The organism is Syntrophomonas sp. DTU019 (assembly GCA_913757435.1).
Lineage (GTDB): Bacteria > Bacillota > Syntrophomonadia > Syntrophomonadales > Syntrophomonadaceae > DTU019.
The window spans coordinates 633,560-647,939 of sequence record CAJYDM010000001.1 but is presented as its reverse complement, the minus strand read 5'-3'; the positions used below and the strand labels follow the sequence as shown (position 1 = coordinate 647,939).

Annotated in this window: 16 protein-coding genes and 2 pseudogenes; 11 read left to right on the top strand and 7 right to left on the bottom strand. The window is 42.5% G+C overall.

The window, feature by feature from the left end:
- Window positions 1-33: 33 nt before the first annotated feature.
- From AC15IQ_RS03205 to AC15IQ_RS03180, 6 genes are all read left to right on the top strand, one after another.
- Window positions 34-687, top strand: a complete 654-nt coding sequence (locus AC15IQ_RS03205) for an RNA-guided endonuclease InsQ/TnpB family protein (protein WP_483177258.1) — start codon at window positions 34-36, stop codon at window positions 685-687.
- A 20-nt stretch (window positions 688-707) separates the two neighbouring features.
- Window positions 708-989: a transposase gene (locus AC15IQ_RS03200; RefSeq protein ID WP_483176940.1), complete on the top strand. Its 282-nt coding sequence runs from the start codon at window positions 708-710 to the stop codon at window positions 987-989.
- Entirely contained in the window at window positions 947-1,876 is a 930-nt protein-coding gene (locus AC15IQ_RS03195) for an IS3 family transposase (protein ID WP_483177729.1), read from the top strand. Before AC15IQ_RS03200 ends, AC15IQ_RS03195 begins: the two co-directional genes overlap by 43 nt.
- Window positions 1,877-2,332 carry a site-specific integrase gene (locus AC15IQ_RS03190; RefSeq protein ID WP_483177743.1) on the top strand — a complete coding sequence of 152 codons (456 nt, stop codon included), beginning with the start codon at window positions 1,877-1,879 and terminating at the stop codon, window positions 2,330-2,332. It abuts the gene before it with no gap.
- 225 nt (window positions 2,333-2,557) lie between these two features.
- Window positions 2,558-2,866 carry a hypothetical protein gene (locus AC15IQ_RS03185; RefSeq protein WP_483177257.1) on the top strand — a complete coding sequence of 103 codons (309 nt, stop codon included), beginning with the start codon at window positions 2,558-2,560 and terminating at the stop codon, window positions 2,864-2,866.
- Between the two features lie 58 nt (window positions 2,867-2,924).
- Entirely contained in the window at window positions 2,925-4,058 is a 1,134-nt protein-coding gene (locus AC15IQ_RS03180; protein ID WP_483177256.1) for a DUF975 family protein, read from the top strand.
- A gap of 170 nt (window positions 4,059-4,228) precedes the next feature.
- Here the strand turns inward: AC15IQ_RS03180 and AC15IQ_RS03175 are convergent, their stop codons facing one another.
- Together AC15IQ_RS03175 and AC15IQ_RS03170 are read right to left on the bottom strand one after the other, a co-directional pair.
- Window positions 4,229-4,513 (bottom strand): hypothetical protein, encoded by a 285-nt coding sequence (locus AC15IQ_RS03175; protein ID WP_483177255.1) that lies wholly within the window; start codon window positions 4,511-4,513, stop codon window positions 4,229-4,231.
- Between the two features lie 533 nt (window positions 4,514-5,046).
- A pseudogene (locus AC15IQ_RS03170) lies at window positions 5,047-5,664 on the bottom strand (IS3 family transposase); the annotation flags it as partial.
- 164 nt (window positions 5,665-5,828) lie between these two features.
- Here AC15IQ_RS03170 and istA (AC15IQ_RS03165) point away from each other — a divergent pair.
- The gene (gene istA / locus AC15IQ_RS03165; protein ID WP_483177254.1) at window positions 5,829-7,115 is read left to right on the top strand and encodes an IS21 family transposase; all 1,287 of its coding nucleotides are present in this window, start codon (window positions 5,829-5,831) and stop codon (window positions 7,113-7,115) included.
- A 73-nt stretch (window positions 7,116-7,188) separates the two neighbouring features.
- Here the strand turns inward: istA (AC15IQ_RS03165) and AC15IQ_RS03160 are convergent, their stop codons facing one another.
- The 3 genes and pseudogenes from AC15IQ_RS03160 to AC15IQ_RS03150 form a co-directional block, all read right to left on the bottom strand.
- Window positions 7,189-7,989, bottom strand: a complete 801-nt coding sequence (locus AC15IQ_RS03160) for an ExeA family protein (protein WP_483176941.1) — start codon at window positions 7,987-7,989, stop codon at window positions 7,189-7,191.
- Window positions 7,982-8,449, bottom strand: coding sequence for a Mu transposase C-terminal domain-containing protein (locus AC15IQ_RS03155; protein ID WP_483177253.1), 468 nt, complete (start codon window positions 8,447-8,449; stop codon window positions 7,982-7,984). Before AC15IQ_RS03155 ends, AC15IQ_RS03160 begins: the two co-directional genes overlap by 8 nt.
- Before the next feature lie 15 nt (window positions 8,450-8,464).
- Window positions 8,465-8,584 (bottom strand): annotated as a pseudogene (locus AC15IQ_RS03150) (ATP-binding protein); the annotation flags it as partial.
- A 142-nt stretch (window positions 8,585-8,726) separates the two neighbouring features.
- On the opposite strand from AC15IQ_RS03150, the gene istA (AC15IQ_RS03145) reads away from it, so the two are divergent.
- Entirely contained in the window at window positions 8,727-10,283 is a 1,557-nt protein-coding gene (gene istA, locus AC15IQ_RS03145) for an IS21 family transposase (protein WP_483176949.1), read from the top strand.
- Entirely contained in the window at window positions 10,240-10,875 is a 636-nt protein-coding gene (gene istB / locus AC15IQ_RS03140; protein WP_483177252.1) for an IS21-like element helper ATPase IstB, read from the top strand. The genes istA (AC15IQ_RS03145) and istB (AC15IQ_RS03140) overlap by 44 nt, the downstream gene beginning before the upstream one ends.
- 47 nt (window positions 10,876-10,922) lie before the next feature.
- On the opposite strand, the gene istB (AC15IQ_RS03135) is transcribed toward istB (AC15IQ_RS03140), so the two are convergent.
- Both istB (AC15IQ_RS03135) and istA (AC15IQ_RS03130) read right to left on the bottom strand, forming a co-directional pair.
- Window positions 10,923-11,672, bottom strand: a complete 750-nt coding sequence (gene istB, locus AC15IQ_RS03135; RefSeq protein WP_483176950.1) for an IS21-like element helper ATPase IstB — start codon at window positions 11,670-11,672, stop codon at window positions 10,923-10,925.
- Entirely contained in the window at window positions 11,629-13,185 is a 1,557-nt protein-coding gene (istA, locus tag AC15IQ_RS03130; protein WP_483176949.1) for an IS21 family transposase, read from the bottom strand. Before istA (AC15IQ_RS03130) ends, istB (AC15IQ_RS03135) begins: the two co-directional genes overlap by 44 nt.
- Window positions 13,186-13,357: 172 nt before the next feature.
- Here istA (AC15IQ_RS03130) and AC15IQ_RS03125 point away from each other — a divergent pair, with 172 nt between their 5' ends.
- On the top strand, window positions 13,358-13,999 hold the full coding sequence (locus tag AC15IQ_RS03125) for an IS1634 family transposase (RefSeq protein ID WP_483177251.1): 642 nt from the start codon (window positions 13,358-13,360) through the stop codon (window positions 13,997-13,999).
- Between the two features lie 205 nt (window positions 14,000-14,204).
- Window positions 14,205-14,372 carry a hypothetical protein gene (locus tag AC15IQ_RS03120; RefSeq protein ID WP_483177250.1) on the top strand — a complete coding sequence of 56 codons (168 nt, stop codon included), beginning with the start codon at window positions 14,205-14,207 and terminating at the stop codon, window positions 14,370-14,372.
- Window positions 14,373-14,380: the final 8 nt, after the last annotated feature.

Genomic DNA, 14,380 nt, shown 5'->3' with positions numbered 1-14,380 from the left:
AACGTTTGTTCCCCCCCGTGGTATAATATAGTTATGAAAACCTATAAATACCGGCTTTATCCAACTAAATCACAAGCTAAAAAACTGGCAAATACTTTAGAGTCCTGCCGATTGCTATATAACTGTGCTTTAGAGCAGCGAAAAATAGCTTATCGGCAATTTGGCATATCTGTTCGTAGATTAGACCAACAAGCTGAGTTATTAGAGATTAAAAAATACTTCTCTGAATACAAAGGAATTCATTCCCAAATATTGCAGGAAGTAATTCTTCGGATAGATAAGTCTTTTCAAAACTTCTTTCGTAGAGTTAAGTCAGGCGAAAACCCAGGCTATCCTCGCTTCAAAGGTTACGGTTGGTACGACAGCTTCACTTATCCTCAGTCTGGGTTTAGCCTATCTGCAAATAATAAAGGCTATCAACGGATTAAACTCTCTAAAATCGGCAATATAAAGGTTAAACTACATCGTAAAATACAAGGTACTATTAAAACCTGCACGATAAAACGAGAAGTAGATAAGTGGTACGTTTGCTTTGCTTGTGAGATTGAGCCTGAATACCTACCTAAGACTAATCAATCCGTTGGAATAGACGTTGGCCTGGAAAAGTTCGCTACGTTGTCAGATGGCACTGTAGTTGAGAATCGGGTGGGTGATATAATTTCGGACAGTTTGATAAGATACAGTTAACAGAAAAGGAGCTTATCAAAATGTCAACAAAACGCAGGAAATACGATGAAGAATTCAAGAAACGGGCAGTACGTATGAGCTATACCAGCGAGCGAACCGTCACTGAAGTAGCTGATAGTCTAGGCATTACTAAGAATATGATATATCGCTGGCGTCAGAAATACACACCAGCCGGTGACAAAACACAAATAGCCCAGCAACAAGACGAAATGAGCGAATTACGCAGCCGGATAGCGGAGCTTGAGGAGGAAAATTACATATTAAAAAAAGCCACGGCCTTCTTCGCAAAAAATCAAAAGTAAGCACGACTGAATATTATCAGTTTATTGAGAATCAGAATAAATACGCCAAAGTGAAGTGGGCCAGAATTATAGGCGTTTCAACCTCTGGTTATTATACTTGGGTGCAGGAACGAGAAAGCCGCCAACAGAAGAAAGATTCTCTAACCCAGAAGGTCATTTCGATCTTCGAGTCCGGGAAGGGGACCTATGGAGTTGAGCGTATATGCGGCATCCTTCGCCGCGATGGACAAACTGCATCATATCAGGTAGTAAAACAAATCACGGAGGAAAAAAGACTTAAATCCTGTCACTGCAGGCGCAGGCAGCGATCGTTGACCGATAGCCGGAAGGCACGTAGCGATGTGTATAAAAACTTGACTATCGGTCTGGAAATTAACAAACCTTTTCAGGTTATTTCAAGTGATATCAGCTACATACGTACTGGCGAGGGTTTCGACTATCTGTGCCAGATTCGGGACGTCAAAACCAATACGGTACTAGCTTCATGCCAGTCAGAAACCATGAAAGCAGAGCTGGTTCAGCGTACACTAAAAGCAGTTCAGGATTACTGGCATTTACCTGCTGGAACCATATTTCATAGTGATCGTGGTAGTCAATACACGGCCGATAAAACAATGGCTCAGGTGGCTGGTTACGGATGGCAGCAAAGTTTCTCCCGAGTAGGCAAACCAGGAGACAACGCCTGGAGCGAAAGTTTCTTCTCGATCTTGAAAAAAGAAATTATTCATTGGCGTTTTTACCCGACCAGGGAACAGGCCCGCCAGGCCGTCTTTGAATACATTAAGGTGTTTTATAACCGACAGCGGGTCCAGAAGCGACTGGGGTACCTCAGTCCAATTGAATACCTGAAATCATTGCAAAACCGGGATCTACAAAGTGTTGCTTAGATAATTGTCCGAAAAAGTGTTGACCTTTCTACAATCATCATCCGCAATTCTAAAACCGATCAAGAAGGTTCTGGCCGAAAGGTAGGGATAGCTTATGGTAGCAACTGTAACACTTGCCCGGTTAGATCTCTCCAGGCATGGATAGAGCAGTCAGGTATTACCTCCGGTCCCTTATTTCGTTCCGTGAATAGACATGGCCACCTCCGAGAAGGTAGACTGTCAGATAAAAGCGTGGCCCTGATCATTAAGAGAACTGCCGAAGCTGCTGGCCTTGATAGTAGTAAATACTCTGGTCATTCCCTTCGAGCTGGATTGGCTACATCCGCTGCCGCTGCTGGTGTTAGTGAAAGGGCAATCATGAAGCAGACCGGTCATCGTTCCCAGGCTATGGTTCGCAAGTACATCCGTGAAGGTAGCTTATTTCTGGACAATGCAAGCTGTAGCCTTGGATTGTAATTTCTAGCAACCCGAGCCCTAGTTTCAATCGGTGCTTTTATGGTCGGTTTTGAACAAATCGATCTATTATAATTGCAGGAATATGGAAAAATTAAGAGAATACTGGAAATATAGATGACGCAATTGCATATCAATCCCATATTCACACCAACATAATTAATTGTTTTTTATAGAAATGTCTACCATACGAGGCGTTTTCATTTGGTGAGGGGAGAATATTTTCTAATGGCGCTACGAATAAAGCCAACGGGTATATTGGTATTGTTTGTAGTCTTAATAACTTTATTATTAGGCGGCTGCACCGACAAACAATCTGCCGATTATAAAAAAGGGTACGAGGACGGCGAGATGGCCGGGTACGAGTGGTGTTTTAACACCTTAAGTGCCAATGATGAGGAAACATATACTTATAAGGATTTACAGCAAGCCTATAGTCGTGGCTGGAACGAAGCTATTGAAACAGTAAGCAAGGGCGGAGGCGAAGCTACGGATTATTATGGAAAGTATGGGTCTTATATAAAAAACAAAGAATAATTATTCTGATTAGAATAAACCTGTTTTCCCGAAGTATAGAAGGGGGTAATCTAAAATAATGAAAAATAAAAGTTTTTTCATTCAGGAGGCTCTGTCTTTCGGATGGAAAAAGCTGCAGGATCATTTACAAATTTCATGTGCCTTCATTTTTCTATATTTGCTGAGTATAATTATTAACGACATCAATTCGTTAGCATGGTATACTAGCGAGACAGTATCTCTTATTTTTATATTCATTCAGATGGTTATTATTAAATCGGCATTTATACTTTTTGACAATGAAAAATTTCAATTAAAAGAAGTTATTTCTTTTAAGACCTATATTACATATTTATTGGTTTTCGTAATATATATACTTTTAATGAGCCTTGGATTTTTGCTGCTGATCATACCTGGCGCAATAATAATGGCCAGGTTAACTCTGGCAACATATATAACTATAGACAAAGACATGGGCCCAATTCAGAGCTTAAAGCGAAGTTGGGAAATTACTAAAGGTTCTGCCTTGAAATTGTTCATATTTGAAATGCTTTTTTTGACCGTGATGTCATTTGGATCCTACTATTCATTATTGAAGTTCGAATCAAATACACCCGAATATTTCTTGTGTTTGTTTGCAATGTCGATATATTACGTTATCTACACTTATGCATTGATGTATATTTTTAGAAAGTTAGATGGGGAACTTGGGTGGGTATCTATAGATGTACCAGAACCCAAACCGTTATTAGATCCGAACTCAATAAGTATTGAAAATGAAAAAACGATTACGGGAGGACCAGAGAAATCATTAACAGGACAAGATACCATTAATAGTATTGAGGATGATGGGGGTACAATTCATTATGCTTGTTCAGAACCTGTAAAATTTCCAACAAGCCAATCATCAACATCATTTTTTCGCAAGTTAACTATCGTACCTCTAATCATATTCGTATTGCTTTGCTCAGCATGGTTTTTCAGGTGGGAGACAGTCGCCACAAAGACCTACGATTCTGGAGTTTTGAAGTGGGACAGAGATAGATGGTCAGGGTCTACTTGGGCTCACTTATATTCAGTAGAAGGTAATGCTCATAAAGAGATAGAACCAGGTTGGTTAATAACCACAAATGCAACCTATATATGGATAGGAGCCCTTTTAATCGATGGTGTTTGGCTTGCCCTTGCTTACCGAAAAGATAGTGCGGCATAAAGATTAAAACCACCTTCTATTTTGCGCTATAAGGCCCTCGAAATTGACTTGTGATAGATAGCTGCCATCCAGACCGCCAAATCCTTACTACTGACGGTCTGGAGACCTGTTATTTGAAATGCAGTAAATTTAATGATCAAGGGCAACAAATCAGGGGTTTTTATGTGCAATTACAGGGTCTTATCCCCCCATCGCTGCAACTCCGCATCCAAACGTGCAATCTTTGCAACTAATTCTTCATCGCTGAGTTCATCCAGTTCACAGGGCGCGCAGGGAAGGGCTGCCTGTTTTCTTGCCAATTCTTCCGGCCATTCCTGCTTCTGCCCAGTTTGAAATTCTTTATCTAGCAGCTCGATGGATAGGGATAATTCCTCATCGGTCCAATCAGTAAATGGGTTCCCTGTTGCCTGTCTTAGATTTTTCTCTAAAGTTTTAATTCGTTGGTATAAAGTCATAGGTTAATCACTCCCTCTTGGAACAAATATCCGTTGGCCCCGAACCCTGGCTTCATTAATACGCCGGTAATGTTCTTTCTGTGTTATATATTCTACCCAATCCGGCTTTGACCAGCAGGTTACTTTAATCATGCCGGGCGGTTGATTATTGTCTAGCAGGCTTGTGGGTGCATAGATTGGAGTTGTCAAATTCAGTTTAGTGTATAAACTCGTAAAAGTTGCAAATCAGCATTCTATGTGCATATATTGGCGCATTGCAGCCAGCTGTTGTTCCTGGTGATCTCCTGAGGAAAAGCCTCCAAGGCCTATTGAAATACGGCAAACCCAGCGGACTTTACAGACGGGGTCCTGCATGTGGTACACTGGGCATCCCGATGGAAGATCAATTTTGTGCTTGTTCCTGGTTCACTCCATCGGTAGATTTTATTATCCACATGCGGGGTGGATGTCAAGTCCGCGATCATTAGCAGTAGAGTTATATGTGGTTTGGTGCCCCCCTTTTTGGCAAAATATACGTTGGGTGGCTCAACTTTTTATGCCACCTGCGGTAACCGTCTCTGATAATATAAAGAACGTTTGACCAGTGGCGGATAACCTTCATTAGGCGTATAAATCCTTCTCCGGTTATAGTAGATTTCTATAAACCTAAATACCAGGCTTTTAACAGTGGCCATCCGCATGGTTTCGGTTTTTAATTTATATATACATTCTTTCTTTAATGTAGCAAAGAACGACTCCATCCGGGCATTATCATAACATCTTCCGGTGGCACTCATACTCTGGGTTGCACCGTACCTGGCTAATGTATCACGGTATAGCTTGCTGGTATATTGACTGCCTCTGTCACTATGGAAGATCATACCATAAGCTTGGTGTTTGTTAGTTGCTGAGGTGAAAGCATCCACACAAAGCTTTGCCCTCATATTACCTGCCATTTTTAATCCCACGATGGCTCCATCAAAACAATCCAATACACCAGCTACATAGAGCTTACCGTCAGCTGTCGGGATCTCTGTAATATCCCCCAGCCATTTCTGATTGGGAGCTTCAGCGCTGAAATCTTGTTGAATCAGATTAGCACTTGCTTGTGCTGCCGGGTCTGCTTTGGTTATTCCTTGAGGACGCCAAGTCTTTTTCAACATTAGTTTATGGGTTCTGCATAGTGCAAATTAGCTTTTAAAAGAACCAACAGTGTACTTTATTAGAACCGTTGTGGTCTTAAAATAGAACCATCATGGTCATAGTGAGAACCACACCTGTATATTGGAGATATGCACTGCTTTTCAGTGTAAATCTTAAACAGGAGGTCAATATTATGACCAACTATCGTGAAATCCTTAGGCTTAGTAGCCAAGGTGTCAGCAAAAGAGGGATAGCCTCTAGCTGCCATTGTTCACGTAATACCATTACCGCTGTCCTAGAACGGGCGGAACAATGCAGTATTTCGTGGCCGTTACCTGCAAGCCAGACAGATGCCGAGCTACATGAACTTCTGTTTCCTGAAAAATGTGTTTCTTCCAGCCGGAAGATGCCCAATTGCGAGCACATTCATAAGGAAATGGCTAAGAGTGGTGTCACACTCAGCCTTCTGTGGAATGAATATTGTGAGGAGTGCCGTTTAAGCGGCGAGATTCCTTTCATGTACAGTCAGTTCTGCAGATACTATCGTCGTTACGCAAGTACAACAAAAGCCACCATGCGCATCACGCGCAAACCCGGAGAGATTATGGAGGTGGACTGGGCCGGGAAGACTGCATCCATCATTAATAACATCACCAGTGAAATTATTCCTGCTTATGTATTTGTTGCGACACTTCCGTGTAGCCAGTTTACATATGTGGAAGCATTTTTATCAATGGACATGGAGAGCTGGATTACAGCCCATAACCATGCTTATCAGTATTTTGGAGGCGTTACTCGAATCCTGGTTCCCGATAATTTAAAAACAGGCGTTGATCGTGTTTCATGGAATACACCTACGATCAATCGAACTTACAATGAGATGGCAGAACACTATGGCACCGCTGTTATCCCTGCCAGGGTGAGACACCCGAAGGATAAAAGTAATGTAGAGGGTACAGTTGGCATTATTACCACCTGGATCATTGCTTCCCTAAGGAACCAGCAGTTCTTCTCATTAAGGGAATTGAACGAAGCCATCCTCATCAAACTAGACGAGTTTAATGAAAAACCGTTTCAAAAGAAACCGGGAAGCAGGAAAAGTGCCTTCCTTGAAGAAGAGAAAACGCTGCTTTTACCTCTACCCGCTTCCCCATACGAGTTAGCTACCTGGCGGAAAGCTACTGTACAGTATGATTATGTCATACATGTGGATAAAAACAAGTATTCCGTCCCATACGAATATATCAAACACGAGGTGGATATCCGTGTAACAAGCAAAGTCATTGAGGTTTTTTATCATAACCATCGCATAGCGTCCCATGTACGTATTTATGGTGAGGGAAACGATCCCGTAATATTACCTGAACATATGCCTGACAACCACAAGCAATATTTGACCTGGAACGGTGAGAGGTTCATGGACTGGGCTAGAGCTGTAGGTCCTAATACAGTGTTACTGCCACCCCATAATGTCCGGTGATAGACGGTGTAATTTGGCCAAAAGTTGACGGATGTGCTGACCGTTTGGGCAGCCCCTTAAGGGGCAGGGAGAACTAACTCAATTCTCCCTGAACAACTAGCTTAACCATATGATCATCAATAATGTTACGTTTGTTCTGAGCTCCATAAAGCAGACAATGAGTGCAGACCTTGTTAACCATTCGCGCTGCTCCACTTGAAAACTTGAATATCTCATCAACAGCGTTATCAGAGAAAATATCATGTTCGGCACCGGCATAAGCCAGGTGTCTTTTTACATATTCGCCAACCTGAGAGCGATCCAGGTGAGGCAGCTTGCATTGTATGTCGATGCGTTGCCTGATGGCCGAATAGGACTGAAGCTTAAGCCTATCCCAGAGTTCATTCTGGCCTACCAGAATCAAAGCCATCGGGCTTTTGGCGTCCATTTTGAAATTCAACAGGAACCTGACTTCTTCCAACATCTCTTTGTCCAATAGATGGGCTTCATCCACGATAACCACGGGCTGCAGGTGGTGGATACCCTGCATCAGTTCGATCTCTTTATGTAGTTGCCGTTTAGCGTCTCCCCGGTAGAATTTAGCCTCACAGCCCAATTGCTCTAATAGGCCTTTGTAGAAATGCCGAGGTGTTAACTTGGAATCAGCCAAGTACATCACCATATACCGAGATGTGTCCAGGATTTCTTTAAAGCACCTTATGGTAGTGGTCTTACCGGTTCCACAGTCTCCGGTTAATACTGCAAACATCTGCCGCTGGGCGGTGTACTCAAGCCTCCCCAGGGTTTCTTCCAGCAGGTGTGACTGATACAACTGATCAGTGGGTATATCCCTGGAAAAAGGTGTCTTTTGGAGACCATAGAAACTTTCAAACATGCCCTTCGCCCTCCTTGCTTACTGAACGATAGGAAACGGCGGGGGTATAGTTGTCTTTGCGCTCCTGGTGCTTAATAGCTGCTGCTTGGAGCAGCCTTGATGAATCAGTGGGTTCTTTCTGCATGAATTCGGGTAAGGGCGGTCTCTTACCCGCCCGTTCTCCAATCACCAGTTGCCGGGCTTTAAAGGGCTGGTGTCCTTCATATTCGATGGTAAGTTCACTAATATCTGCCGGATCGAAGATGACATCGACTTTGCAGCCGATAAAAGTCAGACCTACTTCGTATTTTCTGCTTTCAAAGCTGATACAGCCTGATTTATCTACCTTTCTTTCCTCACAGTGCATAAATGCACTGGCTAGTATTTCCGGATCAAGGTATTTCAAGGTCTTACGGTCACTCTGGTATGCCACTGCCGGACTAATGTAAGCGGTCAAGTATTTTGGAGAAATTTTGGCCAATAATTTTCCATAGGACTACAGTCTTAGTATAGAATCTCGATGTTTAAGGCGGTAACTGTCGCCGGTCAGATTGAATATCTCACTATGATGAGCGATTCGATCCAGGATAGCGGTAGTTATAACCGGGTCTCCCATCAATTGTAAACGGTAAAATAAAAGGGAGAAAAATTGGCCACTAAAAACGGAGAATATTTACCTTAATGTTCCAAACCAGCTAAAATTGTAGGGTAAAAGACTACAATTATGCGAGGAGAGGAACCAGGTGAAGGGGTGGCCGATGTATCAAGAATTACAGCAGCTAAAGGAGATGGGGCTTAATAAATCACAAGTTCAACGGCAGTTGGGCATAGATTGGAAAACAGTTGATCGTTATTGGGAGGTGACGCCAGACGAATATGACGAAATAAGAAAAAACACAAAAAGAACCAGAAAGCTTGAAAAATACGAAGAACAAATTGTGAGGTGGTTACAGGAACATCCCGACATGTCATCAGCACAAATACAAGATTGGCTTAAACAGCATTATTTAGATTATCAGGGAAAGGAGAGAACGCTTAGACGATTTATCAGGAGTTTACGGATTCAGTATAACATTAAGAAGCCTATTATCCAGCGTCAATACCAAGCAGTGGAAGAACTGCCCATGGGTTATCAGGCACAAGTAGATTTAGGTTTTACCACCCTGGTAAATACCCAGGGGCAGCGGGTAAAGCTCACAGGATTTGGGCTGGTTCTCTCACACAGCCGTTATAAATATGTTGAATGGGACGATAAGCCACTTACAGCAGCCAGATTCATACAGGTGCATTATCGGGCCTTTGAATACATAGGAGGGGTGCCAGAAGAAATTGTGTACGATCAGGACAGGCTCCTGGCTATAAACGAAAACTTTGGGGATATCATATACACAGCAGAATTCGAGAGATTCCGGCAGCAGATGGGTTTTAAGATATATCTTTGCCGCAAAAGTGATCCGGAGACCAAGGGCAAAATTGAGGCAGTTATCAAATATGCCAAAGGCAACTACGCCAGGCACCGGATATTTGACAACATTCAAGCATTTAATCAGGGGTGTATAGAATGGCTGAACAGAACAGCAAACGCCAATATACATGGCACAACAAAAAAGGTACCGGCAGAAGTGTTTAAAGAAGAACAAAAACACTTAAAACCGATACCGACCATAATTAATCAACCTGAAGAAATTATAACAAGACAGGTACGCAAAGACAATATCATTTGGTACAACAGCAACCGATATACTTTGCCCCTGGGCACTTACCATCCTGAAAGAGAAGTGAAGATTAAAGCAGACCAGGGCATACTAATCGTTTTTGACCTTGAAACCGATGAAGAGCTGGCCCGTCATGAAATATCTCTGGATAAAGGCCGATTGATCAGGAATAACAATCATAAACGCGACCATTCTGCCCGGATAGCCGAATTATATCAAGATACCCTGGCCAATATGGGAGGAAGTGAAATAGCAGCTGTTTTCCTCGATGGTATTCGTAAAGAAAAACCCAGATATGTTCGTGACCAGTATAATCTCATTATCCAAACGATTAAAAATTACTCTTTGGAAACAATATCCCAGGCATTAGATTATTGTGTGGAAAGGAGTATTTTTAGCGCAGTTGAATTCAAGACCGCCCTGGAGTATTTTGCCCAGCAAAACAACAGCCCGGCGGAAACTATACTTGATACGTCTGCCATACCTCTTGCCTATCGGATTAAAACCGAGATCAGAAATATTAGCGAATACGCCGCTATTTATGGAGGTATGAGTATTGAACAAGGCCGAAGAAACCAGGACTTATTTAAGAAGCCTTAACCTTTCCTGGTGCAGAGACAACCTGGATCAAACCCTGCAGACAGCAAGCAGTACCGACATATCCTATCTGGATTTTCTTAACCGGCTGCTGCAGGGAGAGATAAACTACCGTGAAAAAAGATCTGAAGAGCGCCGGATGAAGATGGCGGGGTTTCCCTTTGTTAAAAGCATAGATGAATTCGATTTTGCATTTCAGCGTTCTATTACCCGTAAACAGGTTAATCAATTGCTGGATATGCAATGGATTGAGAAGTTCTACAATCTGATTTTCCTTGGGCCTCCGGGAGTGGGGAAAACTCATTTGGCTGTAGCTATCGGGCTTGAGGCTGTGAAAAAAGGTTACAAGGTAAGCTTCGTAAATATGGATGATTTAATCAAGCATCTTAAGCTGGAAACTACCTCAACCCGGAGCCGCCAGAGGATGAAACGGATCATGGCTTCAGATTTAGTGGTAATTGATGAGATAGGTTTTGTCCCCATTACCAGGCAGGAAGCTAATTTGTTTTTTCAATTGATATCATCACTTTATGAACAGACGGCCTTAATAATAACTTCAAACAAGGGTTTTGAAGACTGGGCCGAATTGATGTAAGCGGTCAAGTATTTTGGAGAAATTTTGGCCAATAATTTTCCATAGGACTACAGTCTTAGTATAGAATCTCGATGTTTAAGGCGGTAACTGTCGCCGGTCAGATTGAATATCTCACTATGATGAGCGATTCGATCCAGGATAGCGGTAGTTATAACCGGGTCTCCCATCAATTCGGCCCAGTCTTCAAAACCCTTGTTTGAAGTTATTATTAAGGCCGTCTGTTCATAAAGTGATGATATCAATTGAAAAAACAAATTAGCTTCCTGCCTGGTAATGGGGACAAAACCTATCTCATCAATTACCACTAAATCTGAAGCCATGATCCGTTTCATCCTCTGGCGGCTCCGGGTTGAGGTAGTTTCCAGCTTAAGATGCTTGATTAAATCATCCATATTTACGAAGCTTACCTTGTAACCTTTTTTCACAGCCTCAAGCCCGATAGCTACAGCCAAATGAGTTTTCCCCACTCCCGGAGGCCCAAGGAAAATCAGATTGTAGAACTTCTCAATCCATTGCATATCCAGCAATTGATTAACCTGTTTACGGGTAATAGAACGCTGAAATGCAAAATCGAATTCATCTATGCTTTTAACAAAGGGAAACCCCGCCATCTTCATCCGGCGCTCTTCAGATCTTTTTTCACGGTAGTTTATCTCTCCCTGCAGCAGCCGGTTAAGAAAATCCAGATAGGATATGTCGGTACTGCTTGCTGTCTGCAGGGTTTGATCCAGGTTGTCTCTGCACCAGGAAAGGTTAAGGCTTCTTAAATAAGTCCTGGTTTCTTCGGCCTTGTTCAATACTCATACCTCCATAAATAGCGGCGTATTCGCTAATATTTCTGATCTCGGTTTTAATCCGATAGGCAAGAGGTATGGCAGACGTATCAAGTATAGTTTCCGCCGGGCTGTTGTTTTGCTGGGCAAAATACTCCAGGGCGGTCTTGAATTCAACTGCGCTAAAAATACTCCTTTCCACACAATAATCTAATGCCTGGGATATTGTTTCCAAAGAGTAATTTTTAATCGTTTGGATAATGAGATTATACTGGTCACGAACATATCTGGGTTTTTCTTTACGAATACCATCGAGGAAAACAGCTGCTATTTCACTTCCTCCCATATTGGCCAGGGTATCTTGATATAATTCGGCTATCCGGGCAGAATGGTCGCGTTTATGATTGTTATTCCTGATCAATCGGCCTTTATCCAGAGATATTTCATGACGGGCCAGCTCTTCATCGGTTTCAAGGTCAAAAACGATTAGTATGCCCTGGTCTGCTTTAATCTTCACTTCTCTTTCAGGATGGTAAGTGCCCAGGGGCAAAGTATATCGGTTGCTGTTGTACCAAATGATATTGTCTTTGCGTACCTGTCTTGTTATAATTTCTTCAGGTTGATTAATTATGGTCGGTATCGGTTTTAAGTGTTTTTGTTCTTCTTTAAACACTTCTGCCGGTACCTTTTTTGTTGTGCCATGTATATTGGCGTTTGCTGTTCTGTTCAGCCATTCTATACACCCCTGATTAAATGCTTGAATGTTGTCAAATATCCGGTGCCTGGCGTAGTTGCCTTTGGCATATTTGATAACTGCCTCAATTTTGCCCTTGGTCTCCGGATCACTTTTGCGGCAAAGATATATCTTAAAACCCATCTGCTGCCGGAATCTCTCGAATTCTGCTGTGTATATGATATCCCCAAAGTTTTCGTTTATAGCCAGGAGCCTGTCCTGATCGTACACAATTTCTTCTGGCACCCCTCCTATGTATTCAAAGGCCCGATAATGCACCTGTATGAATCTGGCTGCTGTAAGTGGCTTATCGTCCCATTCAACATATTTATAACGGCTGTGTGAGAGAACCAGCCCAAATCCTGTGAGCTTTACCCGCTGCCCCTGGGTATTTACCAGGGTGGTAAAACCTAAATCTACTTGTGCCTGATAACCCATGGGCAGTTCTTCCACTGCTTGGTATTGACGCTGGATAATAGGCTTCTTAATGTTATACTGAATCCGTAAACTCCTGATAAATCGTCTAAGCGTTCTCTCCTTTCCCTGATAATCTAAATAATGCTGTTTAAGCCAATCTTGTATTTGTGCTGATGACATGTCGGGATGTTCCTGTAACCACCTCACAATTTGTTCTTCGTATTTTTCAAGCTTTCTGGTTCTTTTTGTGTTTTTTCTTATTTCGTCATATTCGTCTGGCGTCACCTCCCAATAACGATCAACTGTTTTCCAATCTATGCCCAACTGCCGTTGAACTTGTGATTTATTAAGCCCCATCTCCTTTAGCTGCTGTAATTCTTGATACATCGGCCACCCCTTCACCTGGTTCCTCTCCTCGCATAATTGTAGTCTTTTACCCTACAATTTTAGCTGGTTTGGAACATTAAGGTAAATATTCTCCGTTTTTAGTGGCCAATTTTTCTCCCTTTTATTTTACCGTTTACAACAAGTCCTTGCCCGTGCGGGGCGCTACAAGGAAGTGCGGGAAAACCTCTTAGTCAAGAACGTGGTAGTGGACGATAATCGCTATGTGATCTGTTTCAATCCTGAAGAAGCAAAGCGTGATGCTCAGGTTAGGCAGGAGATTCTGGAGCGCTTACCTAAAAAGCTGACCGAAAAGGGAGCCAAATCCTTGATAGGTAACCGGGAATATGCCCGCTATCTTAAAGTGGATAAGGATAGTATAGAGATAGACCTATCCAAAGCAGATGCCGAAGCCCGTTATGACGGCAAGTACATTTTGAGAACCAACACTGATCTGTCTGCCGAAGAAGTGGCTCTGGCCTACAAACAGCTATGGATGGTAGAACGGGCTTTCCGTGATATCAAAACCAATTTGGAACTGCGGCCCATGTATCACTGGACAGAGAAGCGCATCCGGGGGCATATCATGATGTGTTTTCTGGCCTTTTATCTTGAGATGAGCTTTCGGCAACAGCTAAATCAGATAGCACCGGAGGCTTCTTACAGTCAGGTAAAAAGGGATCTGTCATATCTCAAGGCAATATTCATTAAACGAGGCACAGCCTCGTCTATCATCCGCACAGAACTAGAAGGAACCGCTCATCTTGCATTTAAAGCGGTTCACATGCAAGTCCCTTCCAGAGTGCTACGCACATAATCATGTCACTACAGAAATGTAGTGGCACACGTATTTCGCATACCCCTTAATGCCCGTTGTTGTGAGGTTCTATGATTTGTCACTGTCAAACTCGAGTAAGAGGATTATACATATATTCTCGATGCTTCTATTGCTATTTCCTGTATGTGCTGCTACAATTTCAAATGTGTTGTAGATGTAAAATAGATAGAGAGGTACATCTATTGTGAAGCAACAGAACGCCTATCCGCTTCGTCTTGAAGAAATCTTGCACAAGAAGATCAAGCAACTTGCCAAGGATAACGATCGTACTTATCGTGCGCAGATTGAGAACATTCTTAAAAACTATGTCGCAGACTATGAAAAGCAAAACGGCGAAATCCAGACTGATTAATCCGTGAG